This window comes from Mesorhizobium sp. BE184, from assembly GCF_031457045.1.
GTDB lineage: Bacteria > Pseudomonadota > Alphaproteobacteria > Rhizobiales > Rhizobiaceae > Mesorhizobium.
This window is the reverse complement of sequence record NZ_JAVDVU010000002.1, coordinates 150,368-175,572: the sequence shown is the minus strand read 5'-3', so window position 1 is coordinate 175,572 and position 25,205 is coordinate 150,368. Positions and strand designations below refer to the sequence as shown.

General features: G+C 56.1%; 12 protein-coding genes. 2 read left to right on the top strand and 10 right to left on the bottom strand.

The features are described 5' to 3' along the window. Window positions 1-85: 85 nt before the first annotated feature. Both J2X35_RS09025 and J2X35_RS09020 read left to right on the top strand, forming a co-directional pair. Window positions 86-412: a conjugal transfer protein TraD gene (locus J2X35_RS09025; protein ID WP_310184484.1), complete on the top strand. Its 327-nt coding sequence runs from the start codon at window positions 86-88 to the stop codon at window positions 410-412. A 1-nt stretch (window position 413) separates the two neighbouring features. Then, window positions 414-656 carry a conjugal transfer protein TraD gene (locus tag J2X35_RS09020; RefSeq protein ID WP_310184482.1) on the top strand — a complete coding sequence of 81 codons (243 nt, stop codon included), beginning with the start codon at window positions 414-416 and terminating at the stop codon, window positions 654-656. 302 nt (window positions 657-958) lie between these two features. Here the strand turns inward: J2X35_RS09020 and J2X35_RS09015 are convergent, their stop codons facing one another. From J2X35_RS09015 to J2X35_RS08970, 10 genes are all read right to left on the bottom strand, one after another. Then, window positions 959-2,530 carry a hypothetical protein gene (locus J2X35_RS09015; protein WP_310184480.1) on the bottom strand — a complete coding sequence of 524 codons (1,572 nt, stop codon included), beginning with the start codon at window positions 2,528-2,530 and terminating at the stop codon, window positions 959-961. Between the two features lie 110 nt (window positions 2,531-2,640). Next, window positions 2,641-5,667 carry an SNF2-related protein gene (locus tag J2X35_RS09010; protein WP_310184479.1) on the bottom strand — a complete coding sequence of 1,009 codons (3,027 nt, stop codon included), beginning with the start codon at window positions 5,665-5,667 and terminating at the stop codon, window positions 2,641-2,643. 296 nt (window positions 5,668-5,963) lie between these two features. Next, window positions 5,964-9,623 carry an AAA family ATPase gene (locus tag J2X35_RS09005; RefSeq protein WP_310184478.1) on the bottom strand — a complete coding sequence of 1,220 codons (3,660 nt, stop codon included), beginning with the start codon at window positions 9,621-9,623 and terminating at the stop codon, window positions 5,964-5,966. A 377-nt stretch (window positions 9,624-10,000) separates the two neighbouring features. Further along, complete coding sequence (locus tag J2X35_RS09000; RefSeq protein WP_310184476.1) at window positions 10,001-13,333, bottom strand: DEAD/DEAH box helicase family protein; 3,333 nt, start codon at window positions 13,331-13,333, stop codon at window positions 10,001-10,003. Then, window positions 13,333-16,602 (bottom strand): DNA methyltransferase, encoded by a 3,270-nt coding sequence (locus J2X35_RS08995; RefSeq protein WP_310184474.1) that lies wholly within the window; start codon window positions 16,600-16,602, stop codon window positions 13,333-13,335. The genes J2X35_RS09000 and J2X35_RS08995 overlap by 1 nt, the downstream gene beginning before the upstream one ends. Then, the gene (locus J2X35_RS08990) at window positions 16,586-17,122 is read right to left on the bottom strand and encodes a hypothetical protein (protein WP_310184472.1); all 537 of its coding nucleotides are present in this window, start codon (window positions 17,120-17,122) and stop codon (window positions 16,586-16,588) included. Before J2X35_RS08990 ends, J2X35_RS08995 begins: the two co-directional genes overlap by 17 nt. Then, window positions 17,119-20,007 (bottom strand): SNF2-related protein, encoded by a 2,889-nt coding sequence (locus J2X35_RS08985; protein WP_310184470.1) that lies wholly within the window; start codon window positions 20,005-20,007, stop codon window positions 17,119-17,121. Before J2X35_RS08985 ends, J2X35_RS08990 begins: the two co-directional genes overlap by 4 nt. 196 nt (window positions 20,008-20,203) lie before the next feature. After that, window positions 20,204-20,389 (bottom strand): helix-turn-helix domain-containing protein, encoded by a 186-nt coding sequence (locus J2X35_RS08980; protein ID WP_140686527.1) that lies wholly within the window; start codon window positions 20,387-20,389, stop codon window positions 20,204-20,206. Window positions 20,390-20,651: 262 nt separating this feature from the next. Next, window positions 20,652-22,154, bottom strand: coding sequence for a hypothetical protein (locus J2X35_RS08975; protein WP_310184466.1), 1,503 nt, complete (start codon window positions 22,152-22,154; stop codon window positions 20,652-20,654). Further along, window positions 22,120-24,681: an SIR2 family protein gene (locus tag J2X35_RS08970; RefSeq protein WP_310184464.1), complete on the bottom strand. Its 2,562-nt coding sequence runs from the start codon at window positions 24,679-24,681 to the stop codon at window positions 22,120-22,122. Before J2X35_RS08970 ends, J2X35_RS08975 begins: the two co-directional genes overlap by 35 nt. Window positions 24,682-25,205: the final 524 nt, after the last annotated feature.

Genomic DNA, 25,205 nt, shown 5'->3' with positions numbered 1-25,205 from the left:
CCGTCCCGGGCTGTCTCGGCAACACTGAAGCCTTCCGTCAGGCGCTCCCCTATCATCCAGAGATCGACAATTGATGGAGACAGCCATGCGAAAACCACGGGACTTCGACGCCGAACTGAAGGCACTGGAAGACAAAGCACGAGAGCTCAAGACGCGAAAGGTGCAGCAGCTTGGCGAACTGGTGATCGCCACTGGCGCCGATCAACTCAGCACCGACGAACTGGCTGGCGCACTGGTCGCAATCACTGAGACGAAAGACACCTCAAAGCGTGAGGCATGGGCCAAGCGTGGAGTGATGTTTTTCGAGAGCCGGTCCCGGCGATCTGCTTCGGCATCTCAGCGCAACTCACGCGGCGCTCCAGCGCAACCGGGCAGCGCACAATCGCCGGCAGGCGGCACAGGCTCGCAATGACATGCGCACCTGGCAGGTCGAGCGCCGCAAGCGCACCCGACATCTGATCGAACTCGGCGGTCTCGTCGTCAAGGCAGGCATCGTCGAACTAACCGCCGATGATCGCGCCGTCATTTACGGCGCGCTGCTGTGGATCGCCGCGAAGCTACAGAGCCATGAAGGCGAGCACGCGCGGAACTTATGGGCCGCGAAGGGAAGGCAGGCGTTCGATGCGGAACGGCATGGTGAGCCGAAGGCCCGGTAAACGAAGCGGTGTCTCGCGCAAGTGGCGGGCGGCGCGAAGCACCCAAACATCATATCGCCGCTCGCTTCGTGTCGGCAGTTTCGAAGGTCCCGCCGGGGGCAGATTGCGGACCGTCATCTTCAGGCGTTTCCATTGTCGTTATCGGACGTTCAGGATGGCACGCTGATAGGTCCCAGTCTGCCCTCCGCGCGAAAGTTCGTACAGACCGTCTTTGGTTTTTTGCCTCAGATGTGAAAATGGTTCGAATCCTCTCGGGAGCCCGTGAAAAAAAGATCTCGCAGTCCATTACAACGAAGGTTTGTCTACCCGTAGACATCCTTACTGTCCGCATAGTCGACAAGGCCTCGTGGCTTCCACTGCCTGGGTTTCTCGGCCACGGCGAACTGGCTGGGGAGTCCAATTTCCGGACCCTCGCCATAGGGTATGGACAACCCGTAGCTGATTGCAAAGCGCGTGAAGTCGTCATCTCCGACCTTTGGCATGGAAAAGTCTTTCGGGCTCGGCACTTCCAACAATTTATAGGGCGGCACTCCTGCGTTGTGATGCTGGAATGCCGTGTACGTCGATGCAATTGCTGCGTTGTACCAGCTTGACTTGGACCCGCCGCCACCGATGAAAACAATCAGAGGCCGCATGCGCTTGGTGGACAGCTGGCCTATGTATTTGCGCTCATAGTCCGAACTCTGGATGGCATCTTCCTGCCAGTTTCTGCCGTCTTTCTGCTTCGCCGTCATGACGACTTCGCCAACGACACGACGGATTCTTTGCACAAGATCATCTTGTGTAGTCTGAGGACAGTTCCTCAACAAAGACTCCAGCTTTCCAGCGTCTACGCCGCTCGCCCCTTCGCCAATCGAGGCAGCGATCGCTGAAATACCTAGCGATTCGACCTTCCCGGAATAGAAGTGAATTTTGCGGTCGCCATTGCGGTTGAGGTAGTTGAATGCGACTCCGTCAACCGTGCCCCCGCCGATGTCGAAATAGACGTAGATACCCGGCAGCGCTTCGCGGGACATGACGAATGATTGGACCGCTGCGGCGATTTCAGGAACCGCATGGAAATCGGTGACCTCATCCTTCAGGCGACTGACTGCCGGACCATATCCAGCCATCGCGTCTTGCAGAGACACAGGTACATGGCCGTCTTTCACCCACAGCCAAGCAACACCCAGAACCTCCTCGAAGGTCTTGAGGACCAACGAATCGAAATGCTCCACCGGAACGCCGACATTTGCCGACCAGACAGGCTTTCTGTTTGTTAGCCGGTCGGTCTCATGCAGAGTGATCCATTCCTGGCTCCGCGCGATGACAGACGCCAGAAACCATGCAGCAAGTACTTTTGTGCATTCAGGCTGATTGAGGTCGAGCCCCGCGACTGCGGGTAAGGTGTCGCCGATCGGCGCGCCGGCCAGCCTCATTTTCAAATACGGAACCAAAACAGCGGATTTCGGTGCCTTCGCATTGTCGCCTAGATAGAGATGGCCTGTTTGCGACACCGCTACAACCGATGGCACAAGGGCTTTCTTAAAGCCTTGCCCGACTGCAGCAACACCGGACTCTTCGGTGCCGATATCGCGGTAGCATACCTTCGTGAAGCTGGTGCCGAAATCGATACCGAGGTTGAGCGCGACGGGGCGAAGAGCCGGCGGCCGAGGCGCAACAGACTGACGGGATGAACGAGCCGGCAGGCCCGAGGCATTCTTGACTTTGGCCGCAGGATTGGGAGTGAAAGGGGCAATCTTGGATCGCGCCTTACTCGTTCGGCTACTTGGGCCTTCGACAGACCCGGCAACCGCCTTCTCAATCCCGGCGGATGGTTGAACTGCGCTTTCCTGGTCATGCTGGGAATGCGTAGTATCGGTATCCGGGGGCATGGCATGCATCGTCCCGCCATCAGGTGGAGACGTGGGGCTTGGTTCCTTCGCTGCATCATTTCCGAATATGCGATCTCGGATCGCCTGTAATCTTTCGCGCCAGCTAAGCATCAAGGCACAACCTTGATTACGCCGACGGCAAGGGGAATCATTGTCGGATCGACCTGCTGGCGCTTGCCTATGCGGTCCAGCTTCGTCTTCAATTGCTCCTCTTCCTTTCGGATGAGACCTTCAGTCATTGCGACCGGTCGGATATTTCCGTCATGCCGGAACCGGGCAATGCGAGCCTTCAATCCTTCGAGTCGGCGGTGAGCAAGCTTTTCTGCACTCGTTCGTTGCTGATCGCACCGCACGGAGTTCTCGGCCTCAAAGTCGGTGAGCCTTTCGGCAAACAAGTCGCCTAACGCTTCCTCGCAGCGGACGGCTGCTTCACAGATAATCTCAATTTCCGGCAAGACATTAACGGCATTCGGCAAGACGTTCCCGATCCGCGCAGCGATAGAGACCAGAGTCTCGGAAGCGGCAGCGCTTAGCGGAGCCGAGCCTCCCACTTCAAGCGCGCGGAATGCCAGAAGCTGGTCTGACTTCAATCCGTTGAATGACCACCGGTGAGCGCTGAAGACATAGTCGCCTGGGGGCAATTCAACATCCTTTGCTGCGATCCTGATGGCCGTGACAGGATGCAGCTGGCTATTCTCCGCCTCATATTGAGAGCGAATCCATTGAATGAGCGGGTGGCTCGGCTCGATGAACTCGGTCTCTGCTGAAACATCCTCAGTGCGTCTCGGGTCGAAGACACAAAGGACGGGGCGATTGCTGCGGTGAAGCGCCGTCCGCGTCGAGGGTCGTGTTTCCGAGATAAAGTAGGCAAGCGCGGCCCTGGCCTCGTCGGACAGGACGATACGCGCCGAATGGTCCAAGCTCGCCACCGGCTCTATCTTCGTTCTTGGAAAGTTTCGAGCGAAAAAGTCCTCGACCAGAGCCCTGAGTTCCGCCGCGCTGAGCCAGCGGCCTTTCTCCCTGCTGTCCTTTACGTGGTCTAGAATGTAGTCCGAGAAGCCCACCAGATTGACGGCCTCCTCTTCAAGCTTCTGCTGTTCCTTCTGCGTGTTGCGGATGGCCAGTTCGGCCTGGGCGGACTTCCGTTCACGCTCGTCGTCGGTCAGGTTGGGATTGAAGAGGTTGACCAGCAATTGCTCGGTGACCTCGCCCAGTATATCTTCCAAATCCCCAATGCTTTCACGGAACACATTAATGCGGTCATAAAGTCGCATAAGAATCCGATCCTCGATCGTGTTCTCCACGACAAGGTTTATTATCGAAATGCGCTCGGCCTTTTGTCCAAGGCGATCCAGCCTGCCAATCCGTTGCTCTACGCGCATCGGGTTCCAGGGCAGGTCGTAATTCACGACAAATCGACAGAACTGAAGATCGATACCTTCACTTCCGACCTCGGACGAAAGCAACACCGAGGGGCCATCGGCACGAGCAAAGTCGCGAATGATATTGTCCTTCTCGGCCCCCATATCACCCATGATGAGCGAGGCAGTGATCCCGTCCGCTTTCAACCGGCGTGAGAGATATTTGAGGGTGCCTCTGAAGAACGCGAACACCACAAATTTTTCTTTGGAGTCCTTATGTAATTCCGCCGCCAAGAACTCCTTCAAAGCGCGATATTTGTTATCGCCAGCTTCGAGGTCGGCAAGGTTGTAATTCAGGTCCAAAACTTCAGAAGACTCGCCGTCGCTTTCGGTTTCGCTATCCGTTTCCTGCTCCAGGCCATGGGCGTCCTGAAACAACTCGCGCGAGATGCCAAAATCTTCCCACAGCAATTCGGCGATCAACCCTTTGTCGCGCCAGCTCTCCAGAGCGCCGACGATCGAGCTCGCCATTTGACGCTGCCTCGCGATCAGAGAGAACAGCGACACGCCACTCTTTCCCACAGCCTCCTCTCGAATCTTCTCCGTGACATACGTGTAGAGCGCCGACTCTGCTTTACTGAAACGCACACTCAAGACTTGTGGGGCACGCTCGACGCGCCTCTCAAGAACTTCGCGCTTCCGGCTCCGGGTCATGTATTGTGAAAGAAGTGACCGTCCTTCGAGCAGCCGGAGTATTTCGACGCGTCGCTCCGCGTCATGGTTGCCATCTGTCAAATAATCCTTGATTCGCGCCAGGATCGGATCGTTCTTGAAGTAATCAGACTGCTCGGCGTCCGAAAGAGCAGTCAGAGCGCCCTCTATGTCCACCGGCTGTTGCCAAAGCGCCCTTTGTGCACGGACGATGCAGGAATTCGCAGCCAACATCTCTTGAAAAAGAAGCGAATCGTAGAACTGATCGGGGTCTACCAGCCGCAACAGCTGGTAGAGATTGTCACTACCGATCTGAATCGGGGTGGCCGTCAGGAGGACCAAATGATGCGACGCCTCACGCAGGAGGCGTCCGAGCCTATTGTTGCCCGTCGACGGATTTCGGAGATAGTGAGCCTCATCGATGATGACCTGGTCGAAAAGCGCAAAGTCCTCAGACGCCGTATTATCGTCGAGCAAGCGAGCGAAGCGTGCTCTAACGCCGGTGACGCTCTCGCTCTCGAAATTTGCAGGCGGTCTCAGTCCTTCCAGGCTTGTGATATAGACAAAAGAGTCTGACGTATGATGGTCAGCGACGTCCTTCACGCGGGAGAGCAGGTCCCTTGCAGATACGATGTCGCCGGTAATATTGAACCGTTTTCGGAGATCGCTCCGCCATTTCTCTCTCAGCATGGCCGGACAGACGATTAACAGCCGCCGCGCGGACTGACGCGCCTGAATTTCTTTCCAGATGTAAGCCGCCTCGATGGTCTTGCCGAGGCCAACCTCATCGGCGATCAACATGCGCCCAATTGGAGATTCGATGAATCGCATTACGGGCTTGAACTGGTGCGGATAGAAGTCGGTATTGCTGGCTTCCATCGAATAGAAAATGTTGGTCAACTCGCCCTTGATCTTCTCGAACGTCAGAACGCGCCGCAGATCGCTGGGGCCGCCAAATACCCCGCTCTCCAGCAGATCGAATATCTCCTTCTGCTCGCCGATGAGTTCTAAAAGATCGTACCGTTTGAATTGCTTTTCGTTTGGTCCGAAATCCACCTCGACCATGAGGAAGCTCCCGGCGCGCTTGGTGCGGCCGGTCGTCGACCCTTGCCTGCCAGGGTTGTCGCGTAGCCGTACACGCGTTCCGATGGCCTCAGAGTCCCAAGCGGACGTGCTAGTCTTCGACTGAACCTCCGGCATATCCTCCCCGCTTCTAATCCATATGAATAAAGAGGAATACTTACGACATGCGCCGGAAATATTCCAACTTTTTGGCTGCTCCAGCCTCGCCTACGTTCTTGGCCTGGGCAGGCATAAGCAAAGCCGATCCCACTATATGTTGTCACAACCAACAGCGGGCCTCACGTGCTCAACAGGTCCCTCGCCAGCTGAAGGATCGCTTGAGAATCCAGGCCTTGATTTGAGCTGTCCTCCGTAACCACAAGACGACCCACGCGATTTGCCGCGCTATATTCCATGAAGCCATTGCGAGCGTAGAGTTGCTTCTTACGCTCCCAACGTTGCCTATAGTTTGCGTCGGCCATCATGCCGCAATGTTCCCAGTACCAACTCTTGCCGTTCGCCTCGATCAGGAAATCGGCCCACCGACCCCTGCCATCCTCGAAGGGAAGCTTGGGTTCGACCTGATAGGTTAGAGACCCTTGCTTTTCCAACTCGAACAAGATGTTGGCAATCGCCAGTTCGTTCTTCGAGCTGACCATCTCACCGCGCAGGGTGCGATGGATCAGGCGCTCTTCGAGGAACGGTCTTTGCGAGGCTCCTAAATCTCTAGGGACAACGGCTGTGAGCCGTGGCGCCTCCACGTGCGGCTCCCGTAGGAGGTTTGTAAGTCTTCCTGCAATATCGGAGAAGGCGTATTGGCGAAGCGCTAGGTATCTGTCGAACGGCCCTTGATGCAATATCCATATCCGCTTCTTCTGCCGTGTAAGCGCCGTGTAGATCATTTCTCTCGAAACGAGCCGGCTGTCGCGCGGCAGGACTAGGATAACCGTACTGAATTCGCTGCCTTGCGCTTTATGCACCGTGATGGCGTAAGCCAACTCTAGATAGGGCTGATTCTCCTCGGAAAAATCAGACGACCAGAACGAAAAATTGCGATCGGACCGTCCCGATAGTTCCACATGAGTTGCGCGCGGATTCTTGTTGCCGTAGCTCATCTGACCGGTGATCATGCCGATCTCGCCATTGGCGATGAACTCTCGATCCCCATCGGCCCCATTGTAAATGTACGGACCGCGGCGGTGATTTCTTACACAGATGACTTTGTCACCGTAGACGATTTGCTCGGGGCCGCGCGGCTCCACAAAGCGCATCCATTTCTTGTAAAATGGTACCTTCGTTGCATCGATCGTCCGACGAAGCCGTTCGAGTCTCAATGACTCTTTGATTCTCCGGTTGAGATAGAGCGAGCCTCCAGGAAGGTTACGGTTGACGCTCAGTATTTGCCAATTTTCGGCAGCGTCTGCGCACCCCTTCTCGAAGTTCAAATATCCTTTTTCATTGCGAGTTGCGCCAAGGGAGATTTCCACCGAATCGGTGAGCTGGTCACCCGAACTGCATAGTTCCTCCGCGAGGACGTTGCTAATAAGGTCGGGAAGCTGACTGACGTTTTCCCATTGACGGTAGCGCACCGTTTCGTCGTCGGCTCCAGCGATGGCTTGTACGACGATCTCGTCGTCGCCAGGGGGAAGGTCTCGTCCAGAAAATATCGCTGCCAACTGAACATCAGACCGCGCGAGGGACGGCGTGGGCTTGTTTCCGTCTAACTGATCATCGGCCTGCCGACGAGGCGTAGTCAGCTGGCCGACACCGCGGCTATTGTGTTCCCGCTTAAGATTCTCGATAATGTCGACGAACGGGCAACCGGCGCCTATCGGTGGGAGCTGGTACGGATCGCCGACCAATATCAGGCGGCAATGTTGCGGTATCGCGTCGATGATCGCGGCAAGCATGTCCTCCGTCAACATCGAGGACTCGTCGATTATACATGTTGTCGCTTCGACTTTCGGCGCTCCGGGATTCGGATAGTATCTGCCCGTCGCAGCATCAAATCTATCCGGCAACAAAAACTGCGCAACAGTCTGAACGCTATCCCTCGCGCCCGTCTCTGATCCTAGCCGTACGCGCGCCTTCCCTGTCGGCGCCAAGAGCCTCACTCTCGCTCCGACAATTTCCGTTTGTAACAGAAGAAGCTGAAGGACGGTGGTCTTCCCGGTACCTGCCGGCCCGATCAGAACCGCAAATCTGTTCCTGGCAGTCTGATGCAATGCTTCCGCTTTTTCCTCACGCGCGCGATCTTCGTCCTCATCCATATCCTTAAGAGGACCGAACTTCTGATCGACAAGAGTGCGCCATTCCACAGAGTTCTTGTCCTCGGCAACGACCAGGCGAGCGGACACTGCTTTCGAAATCAGCTGGCCGCAGTTCACATATCGCTCAAGCTGAAGGGTCAGAGTTTCGCCGTCGCCCTCGACCTTGATGAGTGGCGCGAAGTCGTCGCGGCATAAGTCGATGACCTCAGCGCTCAAGGGAATGTTCTGCGCAACGGTGATATCCGGAAGGGCCGCTTGAAGTGTGATCAGCGGGAGGAACGTATGACCTTGGGAAACACTCTGCTCCAGCATCTGCACACAGGCGGCGCGAAGACGGAACTCGTTGTCATACTCCGAAAGCTGCTTATTGCAGGAAGGCGGCAACGGATGTGCGGTCGCGACCTCTTTGCCAGGCAAGATACCACGGTCAACCGCAGCAAATGAAATCGGCTCAAGGGCCGTTCTATCGTTTTCAAAGAGCAGGTAGGGATTCTGCAGAACATCGTCTACCGGTAATTTAATCGCGCGTTGAACCTGATCTTTTGTCAGCTCGATACGGGCCAGCAGCTTGAGCCTGTCGAGGGCTTTCGGGTCTGCCTTTAGTTTGCTCCAGTGCTTCCGCAGCATGCTGGTAATATCGGGTGAACCGGCGGGAGGCTTCCGCTCTCCAGACAAAATCTGATCTATTACCGGCCAGGGATCGGCATTGACCTCCAACTCGTCGGCCAGCGCTATGGCGAAAAGCGTACCGTTGAAGCCCTGATGAAGTGCCGAAAGCACAACACCTAATCCAGGTGCCGGGCCGCGCAGGGCCCAGAGACGGCTAAGGCGCTCGTCAATCCAGCTGATGTACGAATCCCAGGGTCCGCTTAAGACCTCCCCGACACGTTCGAGGGCGGCGCGTGCAGACAGGAGAGCGGCAGCTGCTACACCGGCGGTAACTTGCTCACTGCCGTACGAGAATTGTTCGCGTCCATCTTCGGGCGCGAAGGCGACATAACTTTTCAGGTCAAGGTCGGGCCGGTCGGGCACGGCCTTCAACAATGCCTGATACGGCATGACGAATCCGCCAGTAACACCGGAGCCATCCTTCATCCGCCGCATGGAGTGTTGGATTGGCCGTTCCCAGACCATCGCGCGTAATGCCTCTTTGCCGCCGGGAACGTAAGAGTACTCGGTCAGTTCATGGGCTTTTTCGAGGATTGCCGCTCCTAGAAGAACTCTGCGCTCATCGTCGCAAAGTGGTGTCCTCGGGGCGTAGAATAGTACCAAACTCTCGCCTGCCTTCAGCGGCGCAGCGAAAGCACCCAGCAAGGCATTTTGGTTCTGGAATCCCTGTATCCAACTCGTATCCGACAGCCAGCCTGGTGATGCCGGCTCGCGGTCATTGTGTGCATCAAGATTGAGCGATTGGGCAATCTCAAACCCGCTTTCCTTGAGCATCCAGCGATACGGGATCGTCAACGCACCCCAGGCTGGTACGTGGACGGTTTTTGGCTGAATATGCTTGTGGTCTGCACTCCAGCGCGAATAGGCCATCACGCTTTCAAAGTTGTGTCCGCGCGCGCTCAAAAACGTGGCACTGGAGCGAAGACAGGGCGGCCGCTTTTGCGGCTCGATAGTTTCGAAAGATTCACCGCGAATGGCGGCTTCTTCGGCATCCCGCTTACTCTCCGCAATGAGCTTCAATGCGAGGCAAGAGCTGTTACCTTCCGGGTCATCACAAACATGCCCGTCCCAGCCCCGATCGTGCCAAGGGACGCGAATCGATAAATTCCTTACGTATGACAAATCTCAGCCCCTCCCTCGTCATCTACTTTGTGCGCGTACTATCAGCGACAGGACACACCGTCTTTCATTTTGGTTCATGGCATTCATAGTTCTGCAAGCGCGGTTTCAAGCCTATGGACAAGCCTGGTCCGCGGCTCGGCTGTTAGCTTGTTGAGATTAAGTTGCTTCCAACGCACGGCGGGAAGTTCCGCAGCGTCGGGCAATCCCATCAAGCTCCAGTCGGGCTCTCCGCGTTTGAAGCTGAGACAGGGGCCAGGAGCTTATATTTGGAGACTTCAGCCACGAGTCACCTCGGCCGGAACACGCATAGTGCTCTCGGGTCCCTCCTTCGACGAAACAATCCGATGCATAAGATCGCGAACATAGGTCGCCTTATCCTCATCCTGGAAAAGGATGTTGCGCGTGTCCATAGCCTTCTTGTCGACTGCCCAGAGTAGCCGCATGACGTGCGATGGAGTGTTCGAAATAATGAAGCTGCTGAGCGTGACGGAAGACTCACCGAGGCGCCGCTCGATGTCCTTGATGGTCTGGTAGAACTGAATCTTGGGATCGTTGAAACCAAGGTTGCGGATGCCCTTGGGATCGACGAAGGCGATGTACTGCCGGCCATCGACGATTAGCCACAAAATGAAATCGGGATGGAAATTGCCTGCTTCGAAGAAGCCAACGCCGCGCCCTTTGCTGAGGTTTCGGAGCAGATATAGCTCTTTGTCAGCGAAGAATTCTGGCGCGCCATCGTGGAACGCCTTCACATCCTCTACGAGATTGCGCTCCCCTTTGTTCAGGGCAACGGGGCTTACTTCTACGATGTTCTGGTCGAGGTACAAGAGCGGTTCGTAAAGGTGCTTTCCAAACCAGATCGCCTTCATGCCGCTAAATTCCCACGGCTTCAGGTCCCCGCCTTCAATCAGGATTTTCAGTTCGGTCAGTTTGGCGACAATATCCTCCTGCGATCGATCCAAAAGGATGCGGTAGTAACCCTCGCCATCCTCGTCCCGGCCTTTAGGGAAATTCGGATCGTCGGCTGTCAAGTCCTGGTACTCAAGATGCGGCAGCTCCCATTCGCGCTTCCGAAAGGTGTAGTAACGCTCAGTGTATTTTTTGAGCAACGAAAGCGCGATCTCCTCCCAGAGCTTAACTTTCTCGAAGGAGTCGCACGTGAGTTCCTCAGCGGGGATTAGAAGCTGATACCAGCTTTGGTCCACGAGAAGGCCGCTAAGTCCATCTGCTGTGAGGTTGAGATTATACCAGCCTCGTTCGGCCTTGAACCTCTCAAGCTCAAAATACAGCCTATCAAGGTCGAGAAACGCGATGTGCTTCGCAGTGAAATGGGCATGGTTCGGAGAGGTTTCGACATCGCCGCCCGCAACGCCCCCTGATTTCATGGCTTGGATTTTCGGATACCAATTCAAAACGACCTGGTTTTTCTGAAGGTAAGCCGTGGCCTCCTCCTTGGCCGGGTCGGGCGTGGCGAGGGTGGGTATCGGGCCGAGCCGTCGAAACGCGTCACCAAACTCAGTGCTGACACCGTTGATCGTCTTCTTGAGGCGGATGGTCTTGAGTTTCTGCGTTCCAAGATTCTTTATGATCGGCAGCAGGAACTCCATGCGATCGTCGTTGACCGGCAATCCTTCCTCTTCAAGGAAATCACGGAATTGCGCCATGTAATCTGCGCGGATACCGAAGATTGAGAGGGTCTCCAACACCCCAATATGTTTTGGACGAGTCACCTCATCCGGCAACTGAACTTTGCCGCTTCTCTTGAGGCTTGAACCATATCCCTTGAGGCGGACACCGCGCCCGAAGAGCTGGATGATCTGCGACCCTTCAGTCTGGCCGACATTCATCAGTCCCATTGTGCTAACGCGCCAGCTGTTCCAGCCCTCCGTGAACTTCTTGGAACCGATCAGCAGGTTGATCGTCGATTGTGAGGTGTTGATCCCTTGGAACAGAGAGCCGGCGAATTCACGGTCGTCAGTCGGAATGCCTTCTTTCTCGCACAGCTGGACAAGTTTGGCATCGTCGCCGACGTTGATCACGCCAAACGGCTCGTTGTCGCCGACACGCAATGCGATTTCACCTGTCGCACCTTTCAGGTTTTCAACGTGCAGTGCCCCACCGCCAACAGCGTTGAAGAGAATGTCTAATGTCTCATCGAATATCTGGGTGGCCGACAATCCGACAGTGTTCAAATAGGCGAAGCGCCCAGCAAACAAGTTCTTGCCGCCTGCCGTAAGAAGCCCCTGGTTCAGCACTCGCTCAATGCGCTGGATGCTTCCTGCCCTGTCCGAGATATAGCGGGAAAGGAACTTCAGGATTTCGATGATGTCGGATGCATCACGGGAGGCGAGCGTCTTGGTCACGCTGCCACCGACAAAAATCCAGAGCGGCTTATCGATATTAAAGGGGCGGAACGCGAAGCTCTGCTCTTTGTAGAGCCGCTGCTGCTGGAAGAAGGACAGCAAGCATGCCACCAGATAGGCGTCCAGATGGTTCGCCTGCGTTCCCTCGTCGAGGTTGAGTATCTGATAATCCTTGCCGAAACCGTCGCCGTAGAAGTAGCGGTAGGAATAGTCGAATAGGATGCTCTTGGCATAAAGATTGGTGAGGGATTTGTTTCCCTTCACAGCTTGCCCGAAAGTCGCAGAATATTCGAAAGAAAAGCCCTTCTCACAGAGCGCATTGCGAAAGCGCATCCATGCACCTTCCTCGCCACCAGAAGCGCCACGGTGACCTTCGTCGACCAACACTAGATTGTTGCCCTCGAAAGCGTCGACGGCGATGGTTTTATCGCCCATCTCATCTTTGAGCTTATGGATGTCGAGAATTTCGATCCTTTGCCCGGTAAAAAGGCCGGTGCCGTCTTTTTGAAACAGCTCCGCCTGAAGTCCAGCCACCTCGAATTCACGCAGGTGCTGTAAGCTTAAGCCCTCGTTAGGAGTGAGCAGAATGATCCGGTTAAGCTCACGCTGCCGCCCATGCTTATCGAGATAGAACTGATACTGCAGGATGTTGGCATGCATCAGCAGCGTCTTGCCACTGCCGGTCGCACTCCAATAAGCAATCTTGTTGATCTGGGGCCAAGCCTCGGCCTCCTCCTTGAAGGGCGCAATATGATCGCCCTCGGGCTTATCAGTGTTAGCGGCCGACACCCGCGCATTGATAGCCTTCAAGAGCGCTTGAGGATCTCGGAAATAGCGGTCGAGATAAATCTCTGTAAACAGCAGCGTCAGATACTGAAAGTACTTCCAGACAATCGGAGCTTGGCCCCGCGTAATCCGGCGTTCGTTGAGGCGTTGCGTGTGTTTGACGATGTTTTGGTCATATTCGAGCAGCAGCTCAGTCGGCAGCAGTGTGAGGTTAAAAAGCTGCGCCGTCAGCGCGTGATGGAAATGATGGACGTTGTTCTCGTCCATCCCTTCCAGTTTTTCATTGCGCAGATGTTCGGCCAGTTGCTCGAAACGCTGCACGTCAAATAGAGAGAGCAGCCATTGGTTCAAGGCCAGCTTGTGGACGAAAGGAATTTGAGGTCTCCCATTCGCGCGCCGACGCGGCGTGGCGGCTGGCGCTGCAGCGGCAGCATCCTTGCGGGGGCGTCCGCGCGCCATCACAGACCCTCCCTGTCGAACATCAGCCGGTGGAAATCATCTTCGATGAGGCGCACCTTCCAAGTGTCGTCGGTCGTCTTCAGGTTCTCCAGATTGTTGTCGCCATTCACATAGATAAGGCCGAATTCGCTGTCCTTGGCGGAATAGCCGGCGCGCGTGAACCACGTGTCCAGGACAAGATTGTCCTCCTCGGCATTGCCGGTGAGTTTGCGCCAGATGATTAGCGCTCGGCGCCCCTCAGGTGTGGTGCCGGTCGCGGGTCGGAACCGCCAAGGGCCGTCAGCGTCTTGGCGCAACCGTCCCTTTAGGGTCAGGCGCCCCTCCGCGTCGCGTTCGAACTCGGCCACGAAACTTTGCGGTGCGGCGATGCCCTGGACCCTTAACCCGATAAGCCAGTTGAAGGTCTCCAGCAGGTCGACATTCATCTCTCGGCTTTCATCCGATCCCGGACGCTTCACGTTGAGCTGGTAAGCGGATGGATTGGCGAAAGCTCTGACATTCAACAGAGACTGGCTACCGCGCGTTTCAACGTCGAGCATATAGCGGAGCATGTATTGCTCCTTGAGGTGATCGGGACCTTGCGCTTCAGCTGAAGCCAGAAGGTCCTCCTGCTTGGCCGTACGGCGTGGAACCAAATTGTTGAGCGCATCTTCGTACGACTCGAGACGGATTATCTTGATAATACCTGGACTAGCTTTCGCTTCATCGGGCGAGGCAAATGCGGTTGGCTTTCCGTCTGCCCAATTAGGCGTGAATGTGACCTTCTTTAGACGGGGCAAGAGTACCGTATCGATGTGACTTCCCATTTCCACGAGAATGAATTGCCGGCGTCCGCCGTCTTCCCGGTTCAGATTAATGACTGCGTGGCCGCTCGTTCCGGAGCCACCAAAATAGTCGAGAATTTTCGAAGTGTTTTTTGGGTTTGAGGCGCGGATACAATCGACGACAAGGCCCAGGGCCTTGGGAAAGTCGAACTGCTTTGTTCCGAAAAGCGCTTTCAGCTCCGCCGCGCCGTAGTTCGAGGAGGCGTATTCGTTTTTGTCCCACCACGTTACGGGCGTAGAATCCTCATCGATACGTGTCTTAAAGTCTATTGAGGGGACGCCCGCTTCATCACGACGGACTCTGAATTCCTCAGGCTCGTCAATGACTCGTTCGTACCCCCGATGCCAACGCTTTTCGATCACGCCTTCCGATGTTTTGACAATCGGGTATACGGCGACTTCGTCGCCCCTGCACTCCTCTTCGATGATGTAGGCGTTTCGGTCATCTGACCACGTCATCCTTGGAATTCTAAGCTTGTTCTCGCCGTCGACATAAACTGGGAAGTGCATTTTCGGACGGTCTTCCCGTTTGTCATTCGTCCCAGTTCGAATGAAGCTCATCCAAGAATATCGGCCTTTCTCATCCTCCTTTGGATAACGCGCCAACCGCTTAACGGTAAGCTCAAGGCTGCCGGGAACGGACTCGTTCGATTTCCCGTAAAACAGTGCGTACTCATGAGATGGGGAAAATGTCCCCTTTGCCTTCCGGCTTTGCGGGTTCGACCGGACAGCGACGATACCAACCGTCTTCTGGAAGTGCCCCCCTAGCAATTGGCGCGCTTCGGACAACTCCTCATCGTCGATAGCCATGCAGAAAATGCCCCGCTTGGTCATCAGACTCGAAGAGGCGGAAACCCGATTGTCGATCAAGCTCAGCCACGACGAATGCTTATAATCGTTTTTGTAAATAATCGCCGACGCGTCAGTATTGTATGGCGGATCGACGTAGATGCAGTCGATCTGGTCGCGATATTTTGCCTGCATGAGTGCGAGCGCCTGAAAGTTCTCCCCGTCGACCACGACGCCGCCAATTTCGCTTTCCATGTCATGGATCGAAGCCAAGAGTCGGTCCTTGAAGCTTTCACTGAAAAATATTGTATCAACCATCAAGGTCGGAAGCGCATTTAAGAATGCCGCCGTGAGCGGAACCGAATAGGCAGGAACGGTAAGATCACCCTTGACTTGATTTATCGTCAGTAGCTTCACCCATTCCTCACGCTGCGCATCATTCGCAGCGATCTCCGAGTAAAACTCTTGAGGGATACGATCGAGAGTTATGCAGTATTGTGTTTCAACCACGAATTTCTTCTTCAGCCACAGCTTTTTCTGGAACTCCTCCAACTGGGCCAGGAAGTCGATCACCTTGCCTGCGATTCGGCGGACAACCTTTATTTTTGACAGATACTGCTCGACGCGTGGCGCAGTGTCGTTCTCTACGTCGTCGAGATGCATGACCTCGTTCTTTACGTAGAAGTCCAGCTCCCGACGCAGGAAGGTGGCGAGGTCCTTGTGAATGAAATAATCGAAGGTGTTGCGGGCCGTGTAGCGCATTAGATGCCCTTCGAGGCGCGAATGGCCGGGCGTCTCCCCGGTGATGGTCACATGTGGTTTGGCCAGCTCGGCGATCCATAAAGTGTAGGCGGCATCGCCTACTGCTAGAATCCGGCTGACGGCGGATGCCGTGAGGTCCTTCTGCGCAGGGGGCTTTTTCTTGCCATCCCGCTCGCTCTCCGGCCAGTCGCTCAAATTTGCCGCTCGATAGGCAAAGCGCAGGATGAGGTCACCGTCTTCCTCGGCGACGAAGGCCTCTGATGCTAGGATGAAGACGCGGTCCTTGCTCTCAGCGGCCTTAATGTTGCCGTGCTCGCCCTCCGCGACATCCACCAGCCGAAAATGCACCCGCATTGGGCTTGCAGCATTGTCCGGACGGAGTCGGAAGGCATAGTCGCGGAGGTACTCGCTTGTCTTGATGTAATACTGGTCCCGGTTGGCCCAGTGGAGTTTTACCTCCTCCCCCTCATAGGGAATAGCGTATACGCCGGGCCGATAGACGCGCTTGGCCAGGAAATCGCCTTCCGAGTAGTAGCGTCGAAAGAAACTGAAAAGGTGGTCGTAAACCTCGCTCTCAAGCGCGCCGATATCGACGGCGTCGTTGGCGAGCTTGGCCCGAAGGTCCTTGACCTTCGGCAGCGCCTCGGGATCGGCGCCGAGGTTTTGCGCCTGCTCAATCGCCTTGGCGAGTTCCTTTTCCAATTCGGCTTTGTCGGACGTTTTGTAGAGACCGAATGCCTGCCTCACCTGCGGCAGAAGTTCTTGGTCGAGGAACTGTGTGACCTCGGCGCTCTTGGCGTGCATGATGCGGTATAGGCCGAAATCGAGGTCCGGCTGGTTGAGCTGGAAAAGCTCCTTCAGCAGAGCCTTCAGCTTTTCAAATTTTTGACTCATCAAACCCACCCCTCAGCGTACCATCCGCTTGTTTTGACAAAGAGTCCTGCAACGGCGGTTTCGACAATTTTTTGTCAATCCAACCTGAAGACTCGTAAGAAAGCGCAACAAAACTTTGCGGCGGAAAAAAATCAAAGTGTTCCCGCAGCTCGGAGAGCTTTATCGCTTCGTCGAATATCATGTTATCGTGAATGGCGTAGCATCCAACAGTATTATATCCACGAAAATATTTCTTGAGTTCGTCTGCGTCTATCTGTGCTTCGCTTGCAATATTAAGCGCCTCAGGCAGCGTGATCTGTTGAATGTACTTCGCATTAAAAAAGCCTATTATCTCGGAAATCGGAGAGGCCACGTATACGAACACCCGCTTCGGCACGAATGAGCTGGGAACTCTTCTGCGAAATATATAGTTCGGGAAATTACCGCGAAGGCGATCGATCCACCGCGATGAGAAAGATACGAGTATATCGCCAGATCGTTCCGACTCTGATTGAGATTTGAAGGGCATTGGGTTGCTCATACGACTTTCCATCTCAACAGAAACAGGGTTTCGGTTTCGGTCCGCTGTGCGAGACGCTGCTCCAGCTGGTCAATCAGCGAATCCCGTTTCTCAATGATCTCGTCTTCAACGATGAAAATCTCCTGGCGCTGGCGGCGCTGCTGACGTTCCAACTTTTGGATTTTCTCCTGAATGCCGTGCTGCTCTTCAAGGGTCACGGCTTGCCGCGCCTGACGGCGTAGCGCTTTGATCTGCTCTTTAGTATCTGCCAGCGCCTTCTCAGCTGAAAGCACCATGTCATCGGCCCACTTCTCAAGCTTTTCGCGCGCCTGGTTGAAGTGAACGCTGTTCTGTTCAAGCGAAAGGCTGATCGTTGCCCTGGCGTGGCGCTGGGCTTCTGCGTCCAGACGCTTGGCCTTGGTATCTGAAACCTGGCATGTACTTTCGACCTGGCCAGAGCAGCCAAAGAGCTTCTCCATCGTCTCCTGATCGATCGATGCGCCTTCGTCATCAAAGGCAGAGAACAACAAATACTCCTCGCGCTCATACGAATCGATTTGGAGACGCGTCAGGACCAGATGACCTGCCTTGCCTCGCAGCGCCTCAACGACATGCAACCGCGACGCATGGTGTGTGACGTCGAAAACGACCTCGGCGGTTGGTGTCGCCAAGCCCTTGCCGTTCGCGACGACATTTTCACCAAGGGGATGGGACAAACGATAGAGGTATCGGCTCTGCTCGTCACTCCGGTCCAGCCCCGGCTCGGGCTGAGACCTTGAAATTAGGTGATAGCGGCCAGCCGGAATGTTCTCACGCGGCGGCTTGCGGAGGTCGAAGGCCAGCGCCTCATCATCAAAGTGGGCACGGTCAGCGAGAATGTATCGCGTGAGTGACCAAAAGCGCTGTCCGACCCGGTCCAACTGGGCTTTCGCATCGGCAAGCTTGATCCGAAGACGCTGATGCACGTCCTCATCGAAACGTTCAAACAACTTGCGCCGCGTATCATCCAACCGGGCGCGGATGCTCTCGTCCATCTCCTGCTGGAGTTTCTGAAAGGCTGCCTCGATCTCCTCGGACGTCCTACATTCCTGGTAGATGGCAAGAATGCGCTTTTCGAAATCCACGCCAGACTCAATGCTTCCGAGCACATCATCTGACGCGCCGAACACGCCGTTGAACAGGCTAAACTTCTCGCCGAGCAGCTCCAGGACGCGTCGATCCGCCTCGTTTCGCTCGTTGAGAAAATTGATGACGACAACATCGTGTTTCTGGCCGTAGCGGTGGCATCGGCCGATCCGTTGCTCGATCCGCTGCGGATTCCACGGCAGGTCGTAGTTGACGACGAGAGAACAGAACTGAAGATTTACGCCTTCGGCGGCGGCTTCGGTGGCGAGCAGGATCGCCGCGTCGTCTCGGAAATGCTCGACCAATGCTGCGCGCACATCGATCCCGCGTGACCCAGATGCCCGGCCTGTGATTCTATTTTTCGCCAGCCATGTCTCATAGATTCGGGTGGCGTCGGGACTGCTGTTGGTGCCATTGAAAACGACTACCTCTCCCTGATACCCATGCGTTTCGAGGAAGGTTTTTAGGTAGTCCTGGGTTCGCCGCGACTCTGTGAAGATCACAGCTTTCCGCGCAGCCCCTGTTTCGGCCATCTGGGCGAAACCAATATCGAGCGCCTTCAGGAGCGTTTGCGTTTTTGTATCGACGGGGATACTTCGCGCCATAGAGGAGAGGCGCTCTAGCAGTTCGATTTCTTCTTTCAGCTGCTGCCGATCAATGGTCACCACGTTGTCATCGAGATTTGCAAGCGGCGCGTCGTCCGCCAGGATGTCGTCCAGCAGTTCGTCCTCGATTTCCTCGGCCTCGATCAAACGCTCCGCAAATTCTGGGTCATCCGCTACCTGCTCATCGCGGAGCGCTTCCAATCTCGTTCGCAGCGTGTCTAGCGTGCCCGCTATGGCGAGCGACGATGAAGCCAACAGCTTTCGAAGGATGAGTGCGGTCAGATGGCGCTGCCGCCGGGGAAGCGCATAACTGTTGGGGCGCTGCAAGAACGTGGAGACGGCCTCATAGAGGGAGTGTTCTGCGTCGCTTGACGTGAACGGACGCGTGATTGCCCGTCGCTCCGTGTATCTGACGTATTCCGTAACCTGGTTACGAAGCGTCCGTTTGCAAAAGGTGGCAAGCCGCTGACGCAGGTCGGTAACACTGCTCCCGGCACTGGCGTAGCGTGCTCGAAATGCGTTGATGTCGCCGAACAGATGCTCGTCGATCAGCGTTGAAAGCCCATACAACTCAACGAGTGAATTCTGCAGGGGCGTGGCAGTCAGCAATAATTTGCGGCAATCTTCGGTCGCCCAGCGGATGCCTTGGCCGACTTTGTTGCTGGGCCGATAGGCGTTCCGGAGCTTATGGGCCTCGTCGATGACGACCATGTCCCACGCGATCGCCTTGATCTCATCGCGGAGCGCATTGGCGTAGTTGAACGAAAGGATCAATACGGCCTTCTCGTTCAATGGGGCCCTTCCCAGTCGCCGCTCGTCCTTGAAGGTTTTCGCGTCCAGGACCCGAGAAGGAAGGTTGAACTTTTCTGCAAGCTCCAGCGCCCATTGTTTTCTGAGCGATGCAGGACAGATTACCAACAGGCGACGTTTCCGCTCGGCCCAAAGCTGGCAAAGAACGATCCCCGCTTCGATGGTCTTTCCAAGCCCCACTTCATCGGCAAGCAATACGCCCTTCGAAAGCGGCGATTCGAGCGCGAAGAGCGCGGCTTCTATCTGGTGAGGATTGAGATCGACGGCGGCGTCAAACAGCGACATCGAAAGGCGATCAAGGCCGCTTGAAGCGCGGCGGGTTAGATCATGGGCGTAGAATTTGGCGTGATAGGCAGTGACGTTCATAGTGCGCCGCCACTCGCGCCAACGGGCTGTTGGCTGACAAGGTTCTGTCGGTGCACGTCATGTCGGGCAAGCAAAGTGATTTTCTCAGCACCCGATATCGTCTTGGGCACGCGGACAGCACAGAGCTTGCCGGCATCAGCAACCAACCGCCGCCTGCTCAGCTCACGCGCATAAAGTTTGGTGTGATACTCCGTCCTCACCCCTGGTGCCCCTGCTTTTCCGTCTGCCGCTTTATCCAGTTCTCGATTTCCCCCCGATCGAACCGCCACGAGCCGCCGACTTTGAAGCCGGGAATCTCGCCCTTCGCCGCCAATTTGTAGGCCGTCTTCTCATTGATCTTGAGCAGGGCAGCCACTTCCCGCACAGTGAGAATCTCGCTCATGGCCTTGAATTTCCCCGCTACTGCCGGGGAGAGTATAGGGAAAATCGGAGAGGATTGGAGCGAAAACTTGCGAATTTACCAGGGTTATGAAAACGACGAAGTCGATAATGCGGAAGGCTCGCAGCCTGAACATCAGCCTGCTTCGTTTGCAGCCGTCCGCCCCTCACAAGGCGCGGGAAAAATGGCACGACAGCAAACAGGTGCCGGCCTGTGTTGGTGGTATGTTCCCAAGCTCGCGCGAAGGATCGTAGCCCGGCTCCAATCAGGTATGAAACCGATATGACGGGTTCGGCACCTGATTGTCAGAGAGCTCGGTCATAAGCATGCCGACCTTACGGGCGAAGGAAATCGTGATCGGATGCCGTCCGATACCCTCGCTCGAGTTCCAATTCATCTTTGTAAGAGCCAGAATCTCGCTGGCGCGCTGGCGGATATCGGTGGGTCCGCAGGACCCGATCTGCAGGGGCGCCGGAATATGCGGCCCGGGATATTCATCCCACCACGGCACGTAGCCGCTCGTGTAGAGATAAGATTCGTTTCCGATCGTACAGAGCGTCCCGCGCCAGGGCTCCTGCATTCCTTTGCGGATCAGGCGGAAGGCCGTAGGTCTGATCCAGACCAGGTCACAAACTGGCACGCGCAATTCAGCGGCGTCCCTGAAGCCCGCCGCCTCCTCCGGCTCGTATGTGCTGGTCTTGTGAACCACCACGCGCGAAGGCAGCACACCGGCGATCGCTTCGTATTTATCGAGCACATCCTTCATCATGTCGCCCGCCTGCGCAGCGCTCAGATAAGGCTGGCGGTTGCGTCTCTGTTCGTGCGGAACCGTGGCGCCCTTCAGTACAAAGGGTTCGATTTCGTTCGAGAACGCTTGCGCCACGCTGGCGTAAACGACATCCCCCTCGCGCCGCTTCAGGTGGTGGAACGAGATGCCGATGAAGCAGGTGTTGGCAGGCAAATCGGCCGGCCTCCACGGCTCGTGCCCTGCCTTGTAAAACAGAGATGTCGCGAGGTTCCACGCGCGCGTCGCAAAACTTTGGCCAACATCATCTGGACGCATGTATGTGTCGCGGCGCAGAACCTGTATAGGAACCGGGTTCTGGTGCGTCATTATTTTGGCCTTCAGGGCTCTGTAAAAGGTCCTGAACAGTAGATCTTCAGCTTGTGTTCTCAGGTCCTCCGCCGCCTTGGCTTCTTCCGGCGTTGGCTGGAACAGTAACAACTGATCTTGCTCCTCCTCCCGCTGTAGCCTCTCCAGAGCGTTACGCTCCTGAATTGAGAGCCTGGGATTGCTTATGCGGAGGTCGGCGAGCTCCTCGGGCAGGCACACAACGATACAGTCGGGGCGCGTGTCGCCAAACAGGGTCTGAATCTTGGAATCGAAAAGATCGAGCAGTTCCTCGAACCTTTCCGTTGGCGACGCGCGGCCCATCGCATGGGAAAGGCGCTCACCATCGAGCGGACGAACGAAACGGCCCTCAATGATAAAGTTGACCCCAAGCGCCTTGGCTGCTCCCGGCCAGTCGCGGTACCGGCGGGCGTTACGCTCGCGCGCGACCGACATGCCGTTGAAGCGCAAAAGCCATTGGCGTGCGGCCGCCATCTCGTCCACGGGGCCGATAAGCGCAATGCGCACGTCCCTCATCGACGTGGTGTCGACGGGTCCAGCCGCCGCCATCACACGGCGCGGGTCGACCCCTTGCTTGTTGCCTCCAAAAACCAGCTCCGGCTCAGGCAGGCATTCGATCTTGATCTTTAACGTCATCTTTCACAAGCCCTATCTCGGGCACCTCTACCGTCAGGAACGACGATTCCAGGATCAGATCGTCGACATGCCGGTTTCCAATGTTGATCGTTTCCGCGCTCTTGCCCAAGAGCCGGCTCCAGAACAGAAGATCAGCCTCGACATTCTTGTTGCGGTCAAACTTCATGCGGCTGGTTGCCTTCGCTGTGCGCGTGAATGACGGCAATGGCGTTTTGCCGTTACGGCCCGTGAACATGTAGAAGGGCTTTATCCGCACACACCACTGCCCGCCTAGCTCGACAATCTCGAAGGAAAACCCTTCATTCTCGAACCACGTCTTTGGCCCGTCGCCGCGCTTTTTGGCGACGTCGCGCTTGATGTTCCGGCGCTGCGGACTATTCCAGACAAACGTCCTGCTTTGACCCTCTCGCCCCTGGAAGTAGGCGCGGTTTTTTCGCTTTCCTTCCTCAAGCATGAGACCCTGATCCGCAAACCCGCTGACGTAGCGTTCCCAGTGCTTTCGCAAAAGCCATGACAACACACGGCGCTGGTCAGCGTCGGCTTCGATCTCCGAACGAGGAATCCACGTACTCGATGTTTCATGGGCCATCGGTCCGAGGACGGTCAGGAGCAGCGGCAAGGGCACAAAACTCCAAAGCTCGGTGCCACGATCGACGAAGGTCCCGCACTCCGACAGGTCGAAACCGGCCGGGCGTTCGCGCAAGGGCTTTCGAAGTTGGACGATCGATACTCGTTCGGGCAGCACGCTGAACGGAAGTACGTTTAGGATATAGATGCCGGTCGGCACATCCGACCGAGCCACTGTATTGGAACCCGCCGCGCTCGTGGCGCGCTCGACAATGGCTTCAAAGCGTCCGCGACGATTATAAAACGCCGTTCCGCCACCGGACGCACCCATGAGGTCTCTGACTTCAATAAGGCCGGTACCTTCTCTCTCCATCGCGCTGAGACCGAAGAACACATCGCATAGTGAGGGATTTCGAGTGTCGGTGATGGTTTCGGTCGGATTGAACCGGCCATCGTTATCGAGCGTCAAGCGTCCCGCCAGCCTCTGGGTCAGGCCGCCCGGATTGCTAAAGACAATCTCGGCGCCCGGCCGGATTTCGATCGTCGAAGGCTCATGTATGGCATAGTCTCGATGCACCAGCATGTTGACCAACAGTTCGACAAGCGCGCGCGGCGGATAGGCTGGCCGCTCATCATGCTGCCGCTGCTTTTTTACCTTGAGTACCGGATTGACGTCAGCTGATTCGATCTTGGCAAGCAGCTGCTTATGCTGGCCTATGAGGTTGCCTTCATAGACCTCCCGCTTCTTCCCTGCCTCGGTCACCGCCACAACGGCATGCGGGAAAAACCGCTGAGTGTTCTTGCCAAACAGAAGCAAGGCGCCCGCGGTGATACTGAGGCCGCTATCACTCGCGATCAGCAGGCCCTGCTCTTTCATAAGGGTGGTAAGCGACTCACTGGTAATGGGGGCACGTTTCAACTTCACGCAATATTCGCGCAGGACTGAGAGCGCGAGGTCGAGATCGAGATCGTCGATCGACGCCCCGGGCACAATACGCTCATCATATGCCGCCAGATGCTCCGCCTGGGCGGCGTCTTCAGGCCGAGCGGAGTACCGCTCGAGGCCAGCGACCTCCTTGTCCAGTTCATCAAAGAGCTCGTCAAAACCATCGATATGCAGCAGACGGAAATTCGGACCGAGCCGACGGGCCAGTGCTTCAACATGCGGGTGCGGGGTTTCACCGTGCCGAAGGCACCAGTAGACGCCGCGCGGAAAATCCAGACGGCCTTCCGTATTCTGACCGAACACGCCGTCCATGATGGAAGGCTCTGAGCCACGGAATCCGACCACAATCAGCGGTGCCCCGTGTGTGAGGGGACGGATCAGGTCCGTGAGTTTGGAATCAAGTGCCCCGATTTCGTCGGTAGCATTTTTGTCGGCATACTGTTCGGCGCGTCCGTGAAGCCAGACAACCTGGCACTTGCTGAAGACGTTGAACTGGGCAAAGTCTCCTGGCCCGCGGTTGACTTCATGTATGTGACGAATATGCGGCTGCCGCTCCTTCAGAGCGTCCACCAAGCAGGTGTCGAAATTCGTTGTGAAAATCGTATTGATCAGTCCGCGCATCACGAGTTCCGATACGACCTTGTAGCCCCGGCTGATCCCATTGACCGGCGTTAGAATGTCGAGAATGACGCGCTTGCGGAATTCAGCGGGCCGGAGCAGGTGCTCAACGATCAGGGGGAAATTCTCTGCAAGCCGGTCGTTTCCCTGAATGAACCACGGAAACGCCTGCAGCCAAACTTCCCATTCAGTCGGCCTAACGCGTTCAGGCGGCCGCACGCCTTTTAGGACCTGCTCAGAGTAAACACGGCGCGCGATCTGCTTGACGGCCTCTGCCGCCATGGGGACGCCGGAGCGAAACGATGCACCCGCTCCCAGCAACAGAAGCGGCGGCGGGTCGTCAGACGGCCTCAATAATTGAGCAAGTACGCTAACAGCTTCGGCGTTGCCACTCATGGACATATCACTCCTGCCCTAAGCGTACTCTATTTGTTCTTTGATTCCCATAGGACACAAGTTTTCATCAACAGCCCATAAAACCGGTTCGTCTGGAGCCGTGCGCCAGCTCGCAACGCGATAGCGACGACAGCGAACAGGGCTGCCAAAATCTGTTTAGATAGCAGCCTTTTCGTGCCGTTCAGGTACCCCATACCCGGTCAGACTACAGGTTATTCGTCCCTCTCAGATTCTTCCAAAACGAGCCACAGACGAGCCACAGGCGAAAAAGGAGTGCTACGGACAATGGCGGATTTCTGCGGGTTTCCGAGGACAAGAAAAAACCCGGTTTCTCTACCATTTTTCGACTACCGGCTAACCTATTGACTTTAAAACTGGAGCGGGGGAAGGGTATCGCACCCTCATAGCCAGCTTGGAAAGCTGGAGATGTGGTGGCTCTTATGCCCACAAAAATGAGGAATTTCGCCGTCCCGCGACACATTAGGTGGTCAACTCCACGGCAGTGATACCTACCGTCTCGGGGT

Excerpts from the sequence above, each read along its gene's own strand:
- J2X35_RS08975 (WP_310184466.1), bottom strand. The coding sequence starts at position 22,154 with ATGACGTTAAAGATCAAGATCGAATGCCTGCCTGAGCCGGAGCTGGTT.
- J2X35_RS09010 (WP_310184479.1), bottom strand. The coding sequence starts at position 5,667 with ATGGTCGAGGTGGATTTCGGACCAAACGAAAAGCAATTCAAACGGTAC.
- J2X35_RS08990 (WP_310184472.1), bottom strand. The coding sequence starts at position 17,122 with ATGAGCAACCCAATGCCCTTCAAATCTCAATCAGAGTCGGAACGATCT.
- J2X35_RS08970 (WP_310184464.1), bottom strand. The coding sequence starts at position 24,681 with ATGAGTGGCAACGCCGAAGCTGTTAGCGTACTTGCTCAATTATTGAGG.
- J2X35_RS09015 (WP_310184480.1), bottom strand. The coding sequence starts at position 2,530 with ATGCCCCCGGATACCGATACTACGCATTCCCAGCATGACCAGGAAAGC.
- J2X35_RS08980 (WP_140686527.1), bottom strand. The coding sequence starts at position 20,389 with ATGAGCGAGATTCTCACTGTGCGGGAAGTGGCTGCCCTGCTCAAGATC.
- J2X35_RS08995 (WP_310184474.1), bottom strand. The coding sequence starts at position 16,602 with ATGAGTCAAAAATTTGAAAAGCTGAAGGCTCTGCTGAAGGAGCTTTTC.
- J2X35_RS09020 (WP_310184482.1), top strand. The coding sequence starts at position 414 with ATGCGCACCTGGCAGGTCGAGCGCCGCAAGCGCACCCGACATCTGATC.
- J2X35_RS09025 (WP_310184484.1), top strand. The coding sequence starts at position 86 with ATGCGAAAACCACGGGACTTCGACGCCGAACTGAAGGCACTGGAAGAC.
- J2X35_RS08985 (WP_310184470.1), bottom strand. The coding sequence starts at position 20,007 with ATGAACGTCACTGCCTATCACGCCAAATTCTACGCCCATGATCTAACC.
- J2X35_RS09000 (WP_310184476.1), bottom strand. The coding sequence starts at position 13,333 with ATGGCGCGCGGACGCCCCCGCAAGGATGCTGCCGCTGCAGCGCCAGCC.